The 17,402-nt window shown below is 68.9% G+C and carries 14 protein-coding genes; 8 read left to right on the forward strand and 6 right to left on the reverse strand.

Annotation, left to right across the window (positions count from 1 at the left end):
* The first annotated feature begins 111 nt into the window (after positions 1-111).
* From IU452_RS13040 to IU452_RS13055, 4 genes are all read left to right on the forward strand, one after another.
* Positions 112-2,103 carry a magnesium chelatase subunit D family protein gene (locus IU452_RS13040; RefSeq protein WP_195109618.1) on the forward strand — a complete coding sequence of 664 codons (1,992 nt, stop codon included), beginning with the start codon at positions 112-114 and terminating at the stop codon, positions 2,101-2,103.
* Between the two features lie 766 nt (positions 2,104-2,869).
* On the forward strand, positions 2,870-3,484 hold the full coding sequence (gene cobO / locus IU452_RS13045; RefSeq protein ID WP_195109264.1) for a cob(I)yrinic acid a,c-diamide adenosyltransferase: 615 nt from the start codon (positions 2,870-2,872) through the stop codon (positions 3,482-3,484).
* Entirely contained in the window at positions 3,478-4,881 is a 1,404-nt protein-coding gene (locus IU452_RS13050) for a cobyrinate a,c-diamide synthase (protein WP_195109265.1), read from the forward strand. Before cobO ends, IU452_RS13050 begins: the two co-directional genes overlap by 7 nt.
* Positions 4,874-5,260: a cobalamin biosynthesis protein gene (locus IU452_RS13055; protein WP_195109266.1), complete on the forward strand. Its 387-nt coding sequence runs from the start codon at positions 4,874-4,876 to the stop codon at positions 5,258-5,260. Before IU452_RS13050 ends, IU452_RS13055 begins: the two co-directional genes overlap by 8 nt.
* Here the strand turns inward: IU452_RS13055 and IU452_RS13060 are convergent.
* The 3 genes from IU452_RS13060 to IU452_RS13070 form a co-directional block, all read right to left on the reverse strand.
* Complete coding sequence (locus tag IU452_RS13060; RefSeq protein ID WP_195109267.1) at positions 5,257-6,285, reverse strand: DUF2293 domain-containing protein; 1,029 nt, start codon at positions 6,283-6,285, stop codon at positions 5,257-5,259. The genes IU452_RS13055 and IU452_RS13060 overlap by 4 nt on opposite strands.
* Before the next feature lie 299 nt (positions 6,286-6,584).
* A complete protein-coding gene (locus tag IU452_RS13065) occupies positions 6,585-7,697 on the reverse strand; it encodes a hypothetical protein (protein WP_195109268.1) in 1,113 nt (370 codons plus the stop codon).
* Positions 7,698-7,718: 21 nt separating this feature from the next.
* Positions 7,719-8,858, reverse strand: a complete 1,140-nt coding sequence (locus tag IU452_RS13070) for a phosphotransferase family protein (RefSeq protein ID WP_195109269.1) — start codon at positions 8,856-8,858, stop codon at positions 7,719-7,721.
* 267 nt (positions 8,859-9,125) lie between these two features.
* On the opposite strand from IU452_RS13070, the gene IU452_RS13075 reads away from it, so the two are divergent.
* Positions 9,126-10,484: a DoxX family protein gene (locus IU452_RS13075; protein WP_324192587.1), complete on the forward strand. Its 1,359-nt coding sequence runs from the start codon at positions 9,126-9,128 to the stop codon at positions 10,482-10,484.
* Between the two features lie 92 nt (positions 10,485-10,576).
* On the opposite strand, the gene IU452_RS13080 is transcribed toward IU452_RS13075, so the two are convergent.
* The gene (locus IU452_RS13080; protein ID WP_195109270.1) at positions 10,577-11,539 is read right to left on the reverse strand and encodes an alpha/beta hydrolase; all 963 of its coding nucleotides are present in this window, start codon (positions 11,537-11,539) and stop codon (positions 10,577-10,579) included.
* Positions 11,540-11,614: 75 nt separating this feature from the next.
* On the opposite strand from IU452_RS13080, the gene IU452_RS13085 reads away from it, so the two are divergent.
* The 3 genes from IU452_RS13085 to IU452_RS13095 are packed head-to-tail and all read left to right on the forward strand — an operon-like array spanning position 11,615 to position 14,834.
* Positions 11,615-12,022, forward strand: coding sequence for a PPOX class F420-dependent oxidoreductase (locus IU452_RS13085; RefSeq protein WP_195109271.1), 408 nt, complete (start codon positions 11,615-11,617; stop codon positions 12,020-12,022).
* A 46-nt stretch (positions 12,023-12,068) separates the two neighbouring features.
* On the forward strand, positions 12,069-13,343 hold the full coding sequence (gene cobA, locus IU452_RS13090; protein ID WP_324192588.1) for a uroporphyrinogen-III C-methyltransferase: 1,275 nt from the start codon (positions 12,069-12,071) through the stop codon (positions 13,341-13,343).
* A 6-nt stretch (positions 13,344-13,349) separates the two neighbouring features.
* Positions 13,350-14,834 (forward strand): MFS transporter, encoded by a 1,485-nt coding sequence (locus IU452_RS13095; protein ID WP_324192589.1) that lies wholly within the window; start codon positions 13,350-13,352, stop codon positions 14,832-14,834.
* A gap of 12 nt (positions 14,835-14,846) precedes the next feature.
* Here IU452_RS13095 and IU452_RS13100 read toward each other — a convergent pair whose 3' ends face one another.
* Together IU452_RS13100 and IU452_RS13105 are read right to left on the reverse strand one after the other, a co-directional pair.
* The gene (locus IU452_RS13100; RefSeq protein ID WP_228817504.1) at positions 14,847-15,842 is read right to left on the reverse strand and encodes an SMP-30/gluconolactonase/LRE family protein; all 996 of its coding nucleotides are present in this window, start codon (positions 15,840-15,842) and stop codon (positions 14,847-14,849) included.
* Between the two features lie 50 nt (positions 15,843-15,892).
* The gene (locus IU452_RS13105) at positions 15,893-17,380 is read right to left on the reverse strand and encodes a gamma-aminobutyraldehyde dehydrogenase (protein WP_195109273.1); all 1,488 of its coding nucleotides are present in this window, start codon (positions 17,378-17,380) and stop codon (positions 15,893-15,895) included.
* Positions 17,381-17,402: the final 22 nt, after the last annotated feature.

The following is a 17,402-nucleotide window of genomic DNA, read 5'->3' on the forward strand; positions in this document are numbered from 1 at the left end:
CGACCCGACGCTTGCGAAGGGTTGTGTGAGTGCGGTGGCTCACAGGAGGGCCGGGGCGGACCGGTGGCGGTGCGGGCCTAGAGTTGGGGCGTGTCCGATTCCCGAACCTCGGTGGTAGCACGTCCGGATTCGTCGACCTCGGCCCAGGAGAGCGAGGTCGGATTCCCGTTCTCGGCCGTGGTGGGGCAGGAGCGGCTGCAGTTGGCGTTGATCCTGTGCGCGGTGCATCCCGGAATCGGGGGTGTGCTGGTGCGCGGGGAGAAGGGGACCGCGAAGTCGACCGTGGTGCGGGCGCTGGCGCAATTGTTGCCGCCGGTCGTGGACGATCGGGGGCCGCGCCCGGCGCGGCTGGTGGAGTTGCCGGTGGGTGCGACCGAGGACCGGGTGGTGGGGTCGCTGGATCTGGAGCGGGTCCTGCGCGACGGTGAGCAGGCGTTCCGGCCCGGTCTGCTGGCGGCGGCCCATCACGGCGTGCTCTACGTCGACGAGGTCAACCTGCTGCACGACCATCTGGTCGACGTGCTGCTCGATGCGGCCGCCATGGGCCGGGTGCATATCGAGCGCGATGGGGTGTCGCATTCGCATCCCGCGCGTTTCGTGCTGGTCGGGACCATGAACCCGGAGGAGGGGGAGCTGCGGCCGCAGCTGCTGGACCGGTTCGGGCTCACCGTGGACGTGGCCGCGTCGCGGGAGGTGGATGTGCGGATGGCGGTGGTGCGCCGCCGCCTCGATTACGAGGCCGATCCGGCGGGATTCGCGGCGCGCTATGCCCCCGCGGATCGTGAGGTGGCCGAGCGCATCCTGTCCGCGCGGGAGCGGCTGGCCGAGGTCCGGCTCGACGATGTGGACCTGCGGCGGATTGCCGCGCTGTGTGCCGCCTTCGATGTCGACGGTATGCGGGCTGACCTGGTGGTGGCCCGCACCGCCACCGCGCACGCGGCGTGGCGCGGAAGCGATTGCGTGACAGCCGAAGACGTGCGGATCGCCGCGGAACTGGCGCTGCCGCACCGCCGCCGACGCGACCCGTTCGACGAGCCCGGTATCAGCGAGGAGCAGCTCGACGAGGCGATGCAGCAGGCCGCGGAGGAGGCGGCGCGGGCCGAATCATCGGGTGGTAGTGACGATATCGCGCAGGATCCGGGGGCTCGTGACGATCGGGACGATGGTCCGGAGGACGGCTTCGACGGTGGGCCGGAGGGCCCGGACGATGGTCCCGACGACGGTGGGCCGGACTCGCCGAACGGCGGGCCGGGCGGTGGTGCGCGGGAGGGCCGCGCCGCGGCGCCGGTGAATTCCGTTGCCCGCCCGCCTCGTTGGGAGATTCCCGGGGTCGGCGAGGGTGCGCCGGGCCGCCGGTCGCGGGCGCACACCCGGCACGGACGCGTGGTCCGCTCCACCACGGATACCTCCTCCGGCCTGCATCTGCTGGGCACCGTGTTCGCTGCCGCGCCGCATCAGGTGGTCCGCGGCCGGGTGTCCGGCCCGCTCGCCCTCGAGGCTGCGGATCTGCGCGGCGCGTATCGCGAAGGGCGCGAGGGCAATCTGGTGCTGTTCGTGGTCGACGCCTCCGGTTCGATGGCCGCGCGGGATCGGCTCTCCGCGGTCACCGGCGCGGTCGTGGCGTTGCTGCGCGATGCCTACCAACGCCGGGACAAGGTCGCGGTCATCACCATGCGCGGCAGCGAGGCCGAACTCGTTCTGCCGCCCACCTCTTCGGTCGATATCGCCGTGCGCCGCCTGACCGACCTGCGCACCGGCGGGAAAACCCCCCTCGCCCAGGGACTTCTGAAGGCTCGCGAGATCGTGCGCCGCGAACGTGTCCGCGATCCGCAGCGCCGCCCGCTGCTGGTCCTGCTCACCGACGGTCGCGCCACCGGCGGCACGGACCCCGTCCCCCGCGCCCGCACCGCCGCCCGGCTACTCGCCCAGGACGGCACCACCGCCGTCGTCGTCGACTGCGAACGGGGCATGATCCGCCTGGGCCTGGCCCAAGACCTGGCCCGCGACCTCCACGCCACCTACCTCCAACTATCCGAACTCACAGGCAATTCCGTCGCCGACATCGTCCGCACCGGCATCCAAGCCACCCCCCGAGCCGCCTGACCCAACCCTGCATCCGGCGCTGGCGCGCCGGATGCAGGGAACCCAGAGTGTTCGCGTCGTGCGAGGAGCCAGGGTGTTCGTGTCGTGCGAGGGGCCAGGGTGTTCGTGTCGTGCGAGGGGCCAGGGTGTTCGTGTCGTGCGAGGGGCCAGGGTGTTCGTGTCGTGCGAGGGGCCAGGGTGTTCGCGTCGTGCGAGGAGCCAGGGTGTTCGCGTCGTGCGAGGAGCCAGGGTTCTTGCGCCGTGCGGGGAACCAGAGTGCTTGCGCCGTGCAGGGAACCAGGCTGTTCGCGTCGTGCAGGGAACCTGGGTGCTTGCGTCGTGTGAGGAGCCAGGGTGTTTGGGTCGTGTGAGGAGCCAGGGTGTTTGGGTCGTGTGAGGAGCCAGGGTGTTTGCGTCGTGTGAGGAGCCAGGGTGCTTGCGTCGTGCGGGGAACCAGAGTGCTTGCTCCGTGACCACGAGGTCGCGATACGGGAGATTGATAGCTCGGGTCGCGGCTCTCCCCTTCGTGGTGCGAGCGGGTCAGTTCCTGTCTTCGTGTCGGTGTCGTCGCGCCCTGCGTTTGGTGCGTGTTCATTCCTGTAGGTGGCGCGTGTTTTCATTCCCTGGGGGCGGCGCGTGTCTTCATTGTCTGAGGGCGGCGCGTGTTTTCATTCCCCGCATCCGGCGCGCCAGCGCCGGATGCGGGGCGGGGACCGGCGGGGCAGCCGGGGGTGTGTGGGGGCTGTGTGGCAACGTGAATGGCAATGGTGGGTTGGAAGGAGAGGCGATGCCCAAGGGTGTTCCGGTGGTGGTTCCCGAGGATGGGTTGACTACGCGGCAGCGGCGGAATCAGCCGGTGTTGGCCGTGCATACCGGGCCGGGGAAGGGGAAGTCGACGGCGGCGTTCGGGATGGCGTTGCGGGCCTGGAATCAGGGGTTCGATATTGCCGTGTTCCAGTTCGTGAAGAGCGCCAAGTGGAAGGTCGGTGAGGAGGCCGCCTTCCGGACGCTCGGGCGGCTGCACGAGGAGACCGGGGCGGGCGGGCCGGTCGAATGGCACAAGATGGGGGAGGGCTGGTCCTGGACGCGCAAGCACGGCAGCGAGGAGGACCACGCCGCCAATGCCGTCGCGGGCTGGCAGGAGATCGCCCGCCGCCTCGCCGCCGAACAACACCGCTTCTACGTACTCGACGAATTCACCTACCCCCTGAAATGGGGCTGGATCGACGTCGACGAGGTGGTGCAGACCCTGATCTCACGCCCCGGCAACCAGCACGTGGTGATCACCGGCCGCGACGCTCCCCAACCCCTGATCGACGCCGCCGACCTCGTCACCGAAATGACCAAGGTCAAACACCCGATGGACGCGGGCCGCAAGGGCCAACGAGGCATCGAATGGTGACCACCTCGCGCTCGAGCGTGCCCGCGGTTGTGGTGGCCGCGCCCGCGTCGGGGAGCGGGAAGACCACTGTCGCAACCGGTTTGATCGGCGCCCTGCGGCGGGCGGGGCACCGGGTGGGGCCGTTCAAGGTGGGCCCGGATTACATCGATCCGGGGTATCACGGGCTGGCGGCCGGGCGGCCGGGGCGGAATCTGGATCCGGTGCTGGTCGGGGAGGAGCGGGTGGTACCGCTGTACCGGCACGGGGCTCGCGAGTGCGATATCGCAGTCGTCGAGGGGGTGATGGGGTTGTTCGACGGCCGGATCGACGACAACTCCTGTGCGCCGATCGCGGAGGGGTCCACGGCCCAGGTCGCCGCGCTGCTCGGGGCGCCGGTCGTGCTCGTGGTCGACGCGCGCGGGCACAGTCAGAGCCTGGCCGCGTTGCTGCACGGCTTCGCCACCTTCGACAGCAGCATCCGGCTCGGCGGGGTGATCCTCAATCGGGTCGGCAGCGAGCGGCACGAGGAGGTCCTGCGCGCCGCCTGCGCGCGGGTCGGCCTGCCGGTGCTGGGCGCGCTGCCCCGCATGGCCGAATTGGCGGTCCCCTCCCGGCATCTCGGCCTGATCCCCGCGGTCGAACACGGCACCGCCGCGCACGCCGCCGTCGACGCCATGATCGAACTCGTTGCCGCCCATGTGGATCTGCCCGCGATCGTACGGTTGGCCGCGGCATCCGCCTCGGGTCCGAGCTGGAATGCGGCCGACGCGGTAGCCGACACCGGTGGACCGGGCCCGGTGATCGCAGTGGCCGGGGGACCGGCATTCACCTTCGGCTATGCCGAACACCGGGAACTGCTCGAGGCGGCGGGTGCCCGAGTCGTCGTATTCGACCCGTTGCATGACGGTTTGCCGGGCGGCACCGCGGGTTTGGTTCTGCCCGGCGGCTTTCCGGAGGAGCACGCCGCCGAACTCGCCGCCAATACACCGTTGCTGCACGCGGTCGCCGACGCCGCCCGGCGCGGGATGCCGATCCACGCCGAATGCGCGGGGCTGTTATATCTGACGCGCTCGCTGGACGGCCACCGCATGGCCGGAGTCGTCGACGCGACAGCGGAATTCGGGCCACGACTCACCCTCGGCTATCGAGATGCGGTGGCACTGGCCGATTCTCCGCTGTGGTCGGCCGGAGAGCGAGTCCGCGGCCACGAATTCCACCGCACCCGTCTGGTGGGCACCGGTTCGGATACACCGGCCTGGGGCTGGCGCGCCCCGAGCGGCGAGACCGTTCGCGAAGGCGCCCTGGTCGCCCGAGTACACGCCTCCTACCTTCACACCCACCCCGCCGGAAACCCCGCCACGATCGGTCGCTTCGTCAGCGCCGCACGGCAATTCGACGGCACCCGCGTCGATGGCTGAGACCGGACCTGCCGAGGACATCTCAACGGATGTCATCGTGGGGCTCGGCTTCCGACCCGGGGCATCGGCCGAGTCGATCCTCGCCGCCGTACGAGATGCGGTGAATCCCTGCCGAATTCGATGCCTCGCCACCGTCGATCGCCGAGCCACCGAACCTGGCCTGCGCGCGGCCGCTGCCGACCTGGCGGTGCCGATCGTCGCCTACACGTCGGAAGAGCTTGCCTCGGTCGAGGTCCCGAACCCCGCAGCCCGCACGGCAGCGGCCCTCGGGACGCCCAGCGTCGCCGAAGCCGCCGCTCTGCGCGCCGCCCCGACCGGCGAGCTGATCGCTTCGAAACGGGTCGTCGGCGGCATCACCGTCGCTGTCGCGAAGCCCTAACGCCAGGACTCCAGCACCTTGTCCACGGCCGGGCGGATCGCCGCTCGTGCCTCCATCCGCGGCACGCCGTCCATCAGCAGTCGGTCGTAGTCGGTGTCGCGGTGGCGGACCGAGGCGATGACGGCGAGGGTGACGGCCTCGGGGTCCAGCACCTTCGCCGCGGCGCTGCGGCCCACCCGGCCGCTGCCCCGCAGGGCGGCATGTTCGGCGATCTCGGCCGCCCGGTGCGGCGGACAGCCGGGGAACAGGCGGCGAATCTGCTCGGCCATGCGGCCACAGAATTCGACATCCTGCTCGGCCCGGCGCACCCGATCGCGCTCACGGCGGCGCAGCCGCGCCTCCTCGTCGGCCAGACATTGCTCCTCCGCCCGTGCCAGGGCGGCCTCCTCGACCAGAATGCCTTGCCGCTCATAGCGTTTCCGCCGCCGATTGAACCGCACCACCACGGCGGCCAGCGTGCTCTCCTTCTTGGCTCGGCGGCTCAGCGCGGCATCCCCGGCGGGCAGGAATTCCAAATGGTCCAGATCCGAGCACGTCGGGCACAGCGCACCCGCACCCGACATGATCAGATAGGGCCCGGTGTCCGCACATTCGACACAGGTCCACGGCTCGGCCGCCTCGACCACCACGAGATCCGGCGCCTTGTTCTGACGCCGGATCAACTGTTCGCGCCGGGCCGGGCTCAGCTCCGCCGACAGCCAGTGCACCCGAAAGTCCGCATCCGCACCGTCGTCGACGAACCGCAGCGCCTCGCGGTCCCGGCCCCCGGACACGTAGGCGGTGTCACTGGCGGTGAGCCCGTTCGCCCGCGCCCACTCGCCCAGAATCTCCACCGCATCGCGCATCCGCCGCCCATCCACGGCCGCGACCTGCTCCAACGAGTCCACCCGCCCCTGCCGCCAGCGATCCACATCGCTCGACCGAACCCACCGCAACCCGGCGAACACATCGACCGCCGACACATACTTCCGTTGGGCCAGCGCCGCTTCCGCAGCCTCGACCACCCGCCGCCGCAGCTTGGACACGAAATCCCACCCTAGCTCGAGCGCGTCGACAAGCACCGAGCAGCTACACCACCATCGCACAATTCGGCGCAACCGTGGACATCGACAACCGGACGATCGTCCTGCGAGGCGGCGCCGCGAACGGGACGCCCTATGCCGAGTGGCGATACGAGCGCCCCGGACACGACCGTATGGCGCTGGACGGACCCTGAGCGGTCAGCCGGTCCACGTGCTCCTCGAACGTGTCGACGAGACAGGGCTTCCGCTGACCGGCCGCGGATTCCACTGGATACAGGAATATCCCTACAACCGGTGAGTGGCTACGGGGCGACCGAGGTCCAGTCGGTGAAGCCGGTGGGGTCGTGGCGGCCCATGCTGGCGTGCTCGAACAGGCCCCAGCCCTCGGCGTCGCCGCAGCGGGCCTGGCCGACGTGGTCGATGACGCCCCACGGGATGCGGGCGGCCACGTCCGGGTCGGTGAGGTCGTAGACGGAACTGGAGGACCAGTTCTCGCCCTTCCACTGGCCGTGCAGCCAGTCCGGGTCGCCGCCGTAACCGCAGCCGATGTGCAGCGGCACGAAGGTGTGGGCGCGGACCTCCACCTCGAGGGGTTTCCCGTCGGGCGTGGTCAGTTCCAGCCGTACCGATACGGGAATCCTGGTGCCCGAGCGGTATTGGAGGTGGACCCGCGGCCAGCCTAGCTGCTCGACCCGCCCGTCCGGCCACACCCGCACCGCATCGTTGAGGGTGCGGAAGCCGTCCGGGTTCTCCTGCACGATCACCACGATCGCGAAATCGTCGAAACGCAACGGCACGTACAGCCACCAGAATCCGCCCGGGCCTTCGCTGTTCGGGCGCCCGGCCGGTTCCGCCTCGCCGACCGGCCGGATACCCCAGGACCGGTCGCGGGTACCGGTCCACACCGCGGGATCGACCGCGATATCGGTGCCGTCGACGTTCAGCGTGCCCTCCCACGAGCCCACCTGGGCGAAGCGGGACGCGTCGATGATGGGGCGGTCTCCGGCCAGAATCAGATGCCGCTCCTCCTGCACCGCCGGGAAGGCGCCGGTCCAGGCGAGATCGAAGCTCAGATCATCGTGCTCGCACAGGAGCCGGATGCGCTGCAGCGGTTCGATGATCTCGACGCGATAGCCGCCCACCCCCAGATTCAGGTCCCGCTGCTTCAGCGCGTCGGAGAAACGCACCACGCGTTGGGTATTGCCGCGCCGAACCAGCGCATACGCATCGGTCACACCGAGATTCGGATACACCCCCATGCCGGTGATCAGGAAGGTGCCACCGGAACGGTCGTGGGCGTTGAAATAACTGCGGTCGTAGAAGTTTCGGTCGCTGCTACCGACGCGGGCCAGCGACAAGGGGGTCTGGTGAATCGGATACTCGTCCAACGGGACGGGTGCGGAGCCGTAGGGCACAGCGGTGATCCTCTCTGTCGGTCAATCCCATTCGTAGGTACCGGCGAGCAGCGATTCCAGGCTCGCCCGGTGCATGACGTAGTTGTCGCGGTCGCGAGTGTCGGTGTCCTCGCCGAAATGGATCATGCGGCGCTTGACCCGGCCCATCACGATGCCGTGGCGCAGCGCGGCGTAGACGATGTACCAATCCAGGTCGCGCAGTGTGTATCCGGTGCGCCGCTGGTAGTGCGAGACGACGTCGTCGCGGCGCAGGAAGTCCGGCAGGCCGGGCTGGTCGAACTGCGTGGCGATGTCCTGGAAGAAGCGATGGATGAAGATCACCCACGCCACGTCCAGTTCCCGCGGCCCCAGCGCGGCCATCTCCCAGTCCAGCACGGCGGCGGGCTCGAAGCCGCGATAGATGATGTTGCCGGGCCGGGCGTCACCCCAGCTGAGCACGTCCGGGCCGGGATCGGCGGGAAAGTTGTCCGCCAGCCAGTCGAAAGCGCGCTCCAGCAACGGGATTCGATATCCGTCGCGGGCCAGAGCCCAGTCGTACCAGGCCCGCTGCGCCTGGAAATGCCGGCGCAGCGACGAGCGCTCGCCGGTCGCCAGCATCGGGAACTTCGCCGCGGGATCGGGGATGGCATGGATCTTCGCCAGCACGTCGACGGTGTTGTGAGTGAGCCGCAGCCGCTCCTGCGGCGTGGCGTCGAACAGCCAGCCGATGAACACGTACGGCGGATTGTCCTCGGGGATACGGCCATCCACCCGCCGCATCACGAAAAACGGCGCGCCCAGCACGGATTCGTCGGTCTCGAGCCAGCACAGCTGCGGGACCGGCACATCGGTGTGCTCGGCCACGCCCGCCATCACCGCGTACTGGGTGGCCAGGTCGTAGGTCTCGAACACCGGCAAATCGCCCGCTTCCGGGGGCATCCGCGCCACATACGACCCGCTCTCGGTGCGGCCGTCCTGCTCCCACGAGGCATCGAAGAGTACCGATCCGCTCGACATGCCGCCGGCCTGCGGTCGGGTCAGGTTGGTGATCTTCGGCGCGCGGTCGGCACGTACCTTGCCGCCGAGCCAGCGCGTCAGCCGATCGGCGAGATCGTCGAGATCGCGGGCGCTCGTGGTGAGCTGATACCGATTGCCTGGATCGCGGTCGGGATCGACCGTCATGGTATGTCCTCCTGGGCATGAAGAAGCAGATGCGCGGAATGTAACGCGTTCCAATCAGTGTGCGGAGCGGAATCCGGAGCCGAATATGCCCAGTTCCGGTCACTGGGACGTGCGGTTGCCGGGGTGGGGTGGGGCCAGCACCACCGGGCCACGTCGGGCCGGCACGTAATCCGGGAGACGTATCGCGAATTCGGGGTGTTTCCCGGAGGCGGAGCGAGGGTTGCGCTCCGTAGCTTCGATGCGTCGGCTTTCATGGAAGGGACTGATGTGGGCTCAGTCGTAACCGCGGCGAATTCGTCGCAGGTGCAACCGGATACGGAACACTCCGAGCATGCGGGCTGGAATCCGCTCACCCGCATAGTATTTCGCTTCACATTCCTGTATTTCGGCTTGTTCTGCCTGACATATCCCCAACTCATCACCGAATTCGGTAGATGGTTCATCACCTGGCTCGGCGGTTCGACGGACGCGGTGATATGGCAGACGACTCTGCTCGGGCCGCTGCTTGGATGGGTGGGCCGCACCGTTTTCGGTGTGGACGCGGTGGTGCGCGGAACCGGCAGCGGAGATCAGACGATCTATTGGGTTCAGCTGTTCTGTCTGCTGGTCGTCGCGACGGTGGGGACGGCGGCGTGGACGCTGCTGGCTCGGCGGCGCACCGAACACCGTCGCCTCGCCGGATGGTTCCTGCTGTTCGTCCGCCTGTGCGTGGCGGGGCAGATGTTGAATTACGGGTTCGGGAAGTTGATTCCCACCCAGATGCCCGAACCCGGCTTGACCACACTGTTGACGCCCTACGGCGAATTCACGCCTATGGGGGTGCTGTGGAATCAGGTCGGCACATCGATGCCATACCAGATACTGCTCGGTGCGGCAGAGGTGCTGGCCGGTGTCCTGCTGTTCATACCGCGGACCGCGGTCGTGGGCGCGATGCTGAGCGTGGTTTCGATGGCGCAGGTGTTCGTGCTGAATCTGACCTTCGATGTGCCGGTGAAGATCCTGTCGGGCCATCTGTTGCTGATGTCGCTGCTCCTGCTCGCCCCGCAGGCACGCAGACTGGTGGAGGTGCTGGTGCTCGATCGTGCGACGGGACCGTCGACCGCGCCGTATCCGTTCCGGACGCGGACATCCCGGCGGATCGCCGCCGCCGTTCAGATCGCACTCGGTATCTGGATCGGCTCGAGCCTTCTGCACGTCAGCATGCAGTTCTGGCGCGACGAGGGGCCCGACCGGCCCAAACCGCCGCTGTACGGGATCTGGGCGGTACAGGACTTTGCCCGGGACGGGCAGGCTGTGCCGCCGTTGCTTACAGATGAAACACGCTGGCAGCGAATCGTTTTCGACTATCCGGGCGTCATGGATTACCAGCGCATGGACGGCACGCTGGTGCCCGCGCAGGTGAAGGTGGACACCGCGACGCATCGTGTGGAACTCGCCGACCTACCCGCGGGCCAGGATGCTCAGCCGAAGCCATTGGGCACCTTCACCTTCCAGCAGCCCGGTCCGGACCGGCTGCGACTCGAGGGAGAGTTGGACGGACACCCGGTCACGATCACGCTCGATAGGGTCGATCCGAACACGTTCCCCCTGCGCAGCACCGGCTTTCACTGGATCCGGGACGAATAGACGTCCCCGTGACCCGGTCCGGGCCGCCCACGCACCGGGCCGCGACCGCCGCCCCGTTCGGATCCCGAGCTCCGGACGGGGCGGCCGGTTGTTCAGCTCGCCTCGGCGCCGATCTGGTTGGCCCAATAGGGGTTCGGCCGATAGAACTCACCCGAGCCGGGTATGAACCCCTGCCCCGCGGCCCCGCATCCCCACAGCCGGGCCACCAGCCACGCGGTGGGGTATCCGAGGTAGCCGTAGACGCCGGTGGTGCACGGCTTGGATGCCTGTGCGCAATCGGGCTGGCCCTGAATATCGTTGTGGTTCGGGCCGTTCAGGGTTCCCCATGCCTTGGTCACCGAGGCGGGCGTGGCCTCGTAGTAGGCGCGGTTGGACTGCAAGCCGGGCAGGCCGGGCAGTTGTTCCGACGGCGAGATCAGGGCGTCGCTGGAGCCGTTGACGAACAGCACCGAGCCGGAGCTCAACCGGTGGGTGTCGGTGCAGCGCTCCGGGCTACCGCAGAACGCCTGTGCCGGAAGTTCCGTCGCCACCGCTGTTTTGATCGCACCGCCCGAGCCGATCATCGCGTTGAGCACACCCGTGGCGCCCTGCGAATGGCCCATGGCGCCGACCGCCTCGGTGTTCAGCCGGTCGTGGAAGATGCTCGACGGGTCGGCGGCCTGCTCGATCAGAAACCGTACGGCCCCGGCGATATCGGCTCCCGAGCCGGTGTTGCGGTTCTCCGTGGCGATCACGACGAAACCCCACGACGCCAGATGGCGCAGCAGGTAGTCGTATTGGCTCGGCACCGCGTTGGTCCCGTTACCCCAGGTGATGATCGGATGGTGGACGCCGTGCGCACCCAGATCGGTGGGATACCAGACGTCGTAGGCCGCGCCGGTCGAATCGCAGCAGCCCATACCGAGTTGTGAACTCACCGCCCACGGGCCGGGCTCGGCGAATGCCGCCTCGATCATGCCCAGCGGCCGGTACGCCTCGTCGGCGGTGGCGGCCGGCGCGGTCACCAGCACGAAGGCGGCCAGCACGGCCAGGATCCGGAAGGCGGCGCGTCGCATGACCGAAGCATAGAAGCAGACCGGTCCTTGCTTCGCGCGGGAATTCCACGCCGCCCGGTCGGGTTCGCATCCGACGTGACGGTTGAATTCTCCGATGATCTGAAGAAGTACCTCGACGACGGTAAACCCTTTGTCACCGTGGCCACCATCGGCCGCGACGGTCAGCCGCATCTGACCGTCACCTGGCTCGACCGTGACGGTGATGAGCTGTGGTACTCCACCACCGTGACGCGGCAGCAGTACAAGAACATGCGTCGTGATCCGCGGGTGACGATCATGATCAACCCACCGGAGAACCCGTATGTGTACGCCGAGATCCGCGGAACGGTCACCCTGATTCCCGATCCGGACAAGTCATGGGCCGACCGGATGTCGCTCAAGTACACCGGACAGCGCTACGCCGACTTCAATCCGGATGCGGTCAACGATGCCGAGCGGGTCATCGTGCGCATCACGCCGACGAAGGTGCTCGGCCGCCTGTAGCGGCCGGTTCCGGGCGGCGGGACGCCAGGTCGTAGGCTCGAACCTTGTGCCGAACACCCCAGATGACCAGCATGCCGGTGACCCGAACTATTTGGTCGGGCTCGATCTCGCGGGCCGTCGCGTGGTCGTGGTCGGCGGCGGCACCGTCGCCCAACGCCGACTCGGGCTGCTGATCGCCTCCGGCGCCGATGTCCACGTCGTCAGCCGGGCGGTGACACCGGCCGTGGAGGGGATGGCCACCGCCGGCCAGATCACCGTCGCGCTGCGCGACTACGCCGACGGCGATCTCGAGGGTGCCTGGTACGCCATCGCGTGCACGAACGAACCCGACACCAATGCCGCCGTCGTGGCCGAGGCCACCCGCCGCCGCATCTTCTGCGTGCGCGCCGACAACGCCCGGCTCGGCACCGCCGTCACCCCCGCCACCGCCCGCTACGAGGGCCTGTCGCTGGGGGTGCTGGCGGGTGGGTTGCATCGGCGCTCGGCCGCGGTGCGCACCGCGCTGCTGGAGGCCCTGCAGTCCGGGGTGGTGACCGATGATTCGGAGCCGATCCCGCCCGGGGTGGCCCTGGTCGGCGGCGGCCCCGGCGATCCGGATCTGATCACCGTGCGGGGGCGGCGACTGCTGGCCCGGGCGAATCTCGTTGTCGCCGACCGGCTCGCGCCGCCGGAGCTGCTGGCGGAGCTGTCGCCGGAGGTGGAGGTGATCGACGCCGCCAAGATCCCGTACGGGCGGGCCATGGCGCAGGAGGCGATCAACACCGCGCTCATCGAGGGGGCCGAGGCGGGCAAATTCGTCGTCCGTCTCAAAGGCGGCGATCCGTACGTATTCGGGCGCGGCTACGAGGAACTGGAGGCCTGTGTGGCCGCCGGGATCCCGGTGACGGTGGTGCCGGGTGTCACCAGTGCGATCTCGGTGCCCGCCCTGGCCGGAATCCCCGTCACCCATCGCGGCGTCACCCACGAATTCGTGGTGGTCAGCGGGCACGTCGCACCCGACCACCCGGACTCGCTGGTGGACTGGCCCGCCCTGGCCCGGCTGCGCGGCACCATCGTGCTGCTGATGGCGGTCGAGCGGATCGAACAGTTCGCCGCCGCGCTGATCGCCGGTGGCCGCCCCGCCGACACCCCGGTCACCGTGATCCAGGAGGGCAGCCTGCGCACCCAGCGGGTGCTGCGCGCCGACCTGGCCACGGCCGCCGAACGCGTGCGCGCCGAGGGCATCCGTGCCCCGGCCATCGTCGTCATCGGCCCCACCGCGGCGTTCACCGCGGGCGCCCCGGACGACGACCGGACCCCCGCCGAATATCCGATACAGTGAGTCACTGTGCTCGATAACCCCGCGTCGACGATGCAATATCCGGTGACCAAGCGGGCCTTCGGGCTGCCGATCCTGGTCCTCAGCGGGCTGAATCTGATGGTGGTGCTGGACGGCACCGTGGTGATCTTCGCGATTCCCCGCCTGCAGGAGCAGATGGGGCTGTCCAATGCCGCCAGCGCGTGGACGGTGACCGCCTACGGTCTGCCGTTCGCCGGTCTGATGTTGCTCGGTGGGCGGCTCGGCGACGTCTTCGGGCGAAAGCGGATGCTCATCTACGGCGTGGCACTGTTCACGCTGGCGTCGGCGCTGTGCGGGGCGGCGCAGAACGACTGGATGCTGTTGGTCGCGCGGGCGATTCAGGGCACGGGTGCGGCTGTCGCGGCACCGACCGCGATGGCGCTCGTGGTGAGTACGTTCGCGCCCGGTCCGGTGCGCAGCCAGGCGATCGCCATCTACGGGTCGATGATGGCCCTCGGCTCGGTGGGCGGGCTCGTCGTGGGCGGCACGCTGACCCAGTTGAGTTGGCGGTGGATCTTCCTCATCAATGTGCCCATCGGGGCGCTGATCGTGCTCGGCGCGGTCTACTGCCTGTCCGACACCACGCGGCATCGGATCACCCTCGATGTGCGCGGGGCGGTGCTGGGCACCCTCGGCTGCGTGGCCATCGTGTTCGGCGCGACCGAGGGACCGGAGATGGGCTGGACGAATCCGGTCATCCTCGGGTCCATCGCCGTGGGCCTCGTGCTGTTGCTGGTGTTCGTTTTCGCGGAGCGGGGCGTCGACAATCCGCTGCTGCCGTGGTCGCTGTTCGATCAGCGCGATCGGGTGGCCACCTTCGCGGCGATCGTGCTGGCCGGTGGGGTCATGGGTGCGATGACGTTCTATGTCGCCCAGTTCATGCAGAACGTGCTCGGCTACAGTCCACTGATGGCGGGTATCGCGGCGATTCCGTTCACCGTCGGCATCGGTGCCGGTGGTGCCCTGGCATCGAAATTGGCGATGCTGATCCAGCCCCGCTGGTTGCTGAGCGCCTCCGCGGCCGTGCTGGCCGCCGGTCTGTTCGTCGGATCTACGCTGGACGAGTCGGTTACCTATGTCCCGACGCTGTTGATCCTGCTGCCGGTGATCGGTTTCGGCGTCGGCATCGTCATCGTGGTCGTCCCGCTGTGCCTGCTGGTCGGGGTTCCGGTCGGCAACATCGGGCCGCTGAGCGCGATCGGCCAGATGGCATTCAACCTCGGTGGCCCGGTCGCGATCGGCCTGCTGACGCCGGTCGCCTTGTCGCGCACCCTGTCTCGGGGTGGGAGCAGCGGCAAGGTGGCGGATATGAACCCCACCGAGATCGCCGCGCTCAGCAGCGGGTACACCTTCGTGCTGTTCGTCTGCGCGGTGGTGGTCGTGATCGTCGGCGTGGTCGCGCTCAGCCTGCGCTACACCCCCCAGCAACTCGCGCAGGCCCAGCACGCCGAGCAAGAGGCCCAGCAGGTCTGACCAGCCGTGGGGTCAGCCGGGGATGTAGGTGACCGCGATGGCCGGTTCGGTGAGGCTGCCCAGGTACAGGGTGCCGGTCTGTTCGGCTACGCCGGTGACCATGGCGTAGTCGCCGCCTTCGCGCTGTAGGTCGTGGGCGAGGGTGCCGTCGAAGTCGTAGGCCTGCACCCAGGCCGTCTTGGCCGGTTTCGGCCGCAGCTGCTCGGGGATCGCCCAGACGATGCGGCGCAGGATGCCCGGCAGCGGAAGCAGCGTGTCCAGCAGGGGGTTTCGCGGCGTCACCAGGGTCACCCAGGCCAGGCCGTCGCTGCCCAGGCCCATGTTGTCGGGGAAGCCGGGCAGGTTCTCGACCAGATAGTCCGAGGTTCCGGCCTTCGGACCGCTGAGCCAATAGCGGGCGACGCGGTAGGCGGCGGTCTCGGCCACCAGCACCTGCGACCGGTCGGGGGCCAGCACGACGCCGTTGGCGAATTGCAGCCCGTCCAGCAGGGTTTCGACGCTGCCGTCCGGCGTGCGGCGGAACAGCCGCCCGGTTCCGGAGTGCTCGAGGAAGTCGCCCGTGTACTTGTCGAGCGGATACCTTCTGGTCGAGGAGGAGAAGTAGATCGTGCCCTCGCCGTCCTCGACCACATTGCTGGCGAAGGGAAGCCGTTGCCCGTCCACCTGGTCGACGAGGACCTCGAGCTGGCCGTGCGGTTTGTCCAGGCGCAGCAGTCCGCGTTCGAAATCGCAGATCAGCAGCGAGCCGTCCGAACCCGCGTGCAGGCCCAGCGGCCGGCCGCCGGTGTGCGCGATCTGCTCGACCGCGCCGTCGCGGGGATCGACGGCCAGCACCGACCCGTCGGCGATGCCGGTCAGCACTCTGCCGTCCGGTGCCACCACCACATCCTCCGGCCCGGCTCCCGGCAGCGGCAGCAGCCGGGGCGCGGGCATCGGTGGGGTACTGCGGGTTTCGCGGGCGCGGGGCGTCGCCGACGGCGGAGTCCACCGCTGAGGCTGGAACGACATGGCCTCACGGTACCGCGCCCCGCCGCCGGGTTTGTCGCAAATCCGCTAGGTCAGTCGCCGTGGAATATCACATCGTGCCAGGGTTTACGGGTGGCGCCGGTGATATCCGACATGACGTGTTTGATGTTGGTGTACTCGTCGAACGAATACGCCGACATATCCTTGCCGAATCCGGAGGCCCGGTATCCGCCGTGCGGCATCTCGCTGATGATCGGAATGTGGTCGTTGATCCACACACAGCCCGCGCGGATTTCACGGGCCGCGCGCTGGGTGCGGAACACATTGTTCGACCACGCCGAGGCCGCCAGCCCGTAGACGGTGTCGTTGGCCAGGTCGATGGCCTCGTCGTCGGTGTCGAACGGCAGGCAGACCAGGACGGGACCGAACACCTCCTGCTGCACGATCTCCGAGTCCTGCGCGGCATCGGTGATCAGCGTCGGCTCGTAGTAGGCGCCCGCGTCCGGGGTGTGCGCCGGAATCCGGCCGCCGCGAACGATTTTCGCGCCCGCCGCAGTAGCCCGCTCGACCATGGCGGCGACACGATCGCGGTGCGCGAGCGAAATCAGCGACCCCAGATCGGTCTCCGGATCGTCGACCGGCCCGATCCGGACCCCTTCGAGCAATTCGGCGACCCGCTGCACGAATTCGTCGTAGCGGGGCCGCTGCACATAGGCGCGGGTGGCGGCCGTGCAGTCCTGCCCGGCGTTGATCAGCGCACCGGCCACGGCCCCGCGGGCGGCGGCCTCCAGGTCGGCGTCGTCGAACACCACGAACGGCGCCTTGCCGCCGAGTTCCAGGTGCACGCGTTTGACCGCACCGGCGGCGGTGGCCGCCACCTGCCGCCCGACCACGGTCGAACCGGTGAACGACACCATCGCCACCTCGGGATGCGACACCAGCGCCGCACCCGTGACCGGGCCGGTGCCGGTGACGATATTGATCACTCCCGCCGGGATCCCCGCCTCGACGGCGGTCTCGGCGAACACCAGCGAGGTGAGCGGTGTCATCTCGGAAGGCTTGAGCACCACGGTGTTTCCGGCCGCGACTGCGGGCAGGATCTTCCACGCCGCCATCTGCATCGGGTAGTTCCACGGGGCGATGGAGCCGACCACGCCCACCGGTTCGCGCCGGATCGTGGAGGTGTGGTCGCCGGAATACTCCGCCGACGCCTTCCCGTCGAGATTGCGCGCCGCACCGGCGAAGAACGCCACATTGTCGACGACGCCCGGAATATCGAAGCCCTCGGCCAATTTGATGGGTTTGCCGCCGTTGCGCGATTCCAGGGCGGCCAGCTCGTCGGCACGGCCGCGCAGGACATCGGCCCACCGGTACAGCGCCTCCGATCGGTCCGCGGGGGTCCGGGAGGACCATTCCGGAAAAGCTTGCGCCGCAGCCGAAACGGCGGCGTCGACGTCGGTAGTGGCGGCGGCGGTGCCCGTCGTGATCTCCGCGCCGGTGGCCGGTTCGATGATCGACAGCTCCTCCGCCGACCCCGGCCGTCGCTCGCCCGCGATGAACTGCAAATGGGTATGACTCATACGACTCCTGACTCCGTTGCGG

It is taken from the genome of Nocardia transvalensis (assembly GCF_015477765.1).
GTDB lineage: Bacteria > Actinomycetota > Actinomycetes > Mycobacteriales > Mycobacteriaceae > Nocardia > Nocardia transvalensis_A.

What these genes read in the sequence shown, in the direction of transcription:
- IU452_RS13055 (WP_195109266.1), top strand. Translation starts at nt 4,874, where the DNA reads ATGGCTGAGACCGGACCTGCCGAGGACATCTCAACGGATGTCATCGTG.
- IU452_RS13100 (WP_228817504.1), bottom strand. Translation starts at nt 15,842, where the DNA reads ATGTCGTTCCAGCCTCAGCGGTGGACTCCGCCGTCGGCGACGCCCCGC.
- IU452_RS13080 (WP_195109270.1), bottom strand. Translation starts at nt 11,539, where the DNA reads ATGCGACGCGCCGCCTTCCGGATCCTGGCCGTGCTGGCCGCCTTCGTG.
- IU452_RS13105 (WP_195109273.1), bottom strand. Translation starts at nt 17,380, where the DNA reads ATGAGTCATACCCATTTGCAGTTCATCGCGGGCGAGCGACGGCCGGGG.
- cobO (WP_195109264.1), top strand. Translation starts at nt 2,870, where the DNA reads ATGCCCAAGGGTGTTCCGGTGGTGGTTCCCGAGGATGGGTTGACTACG.
- IU452_RS13070 (WP_195109269.1), bottom strand. Translation starts at nt 8,858, where the DNA reads ATGACGGTCGATCCCGACCGCGATCCAGGCAATCGGTATCAGCTCACC.
- IU452_RS13050 (WP_195109265.1), top strand. Translation starts at nt 3,478, where the DNA reads ATGGTGACCACCTCGCGCTCGAGCGTGCCCGCGGTTGTGGTGGCCGCG.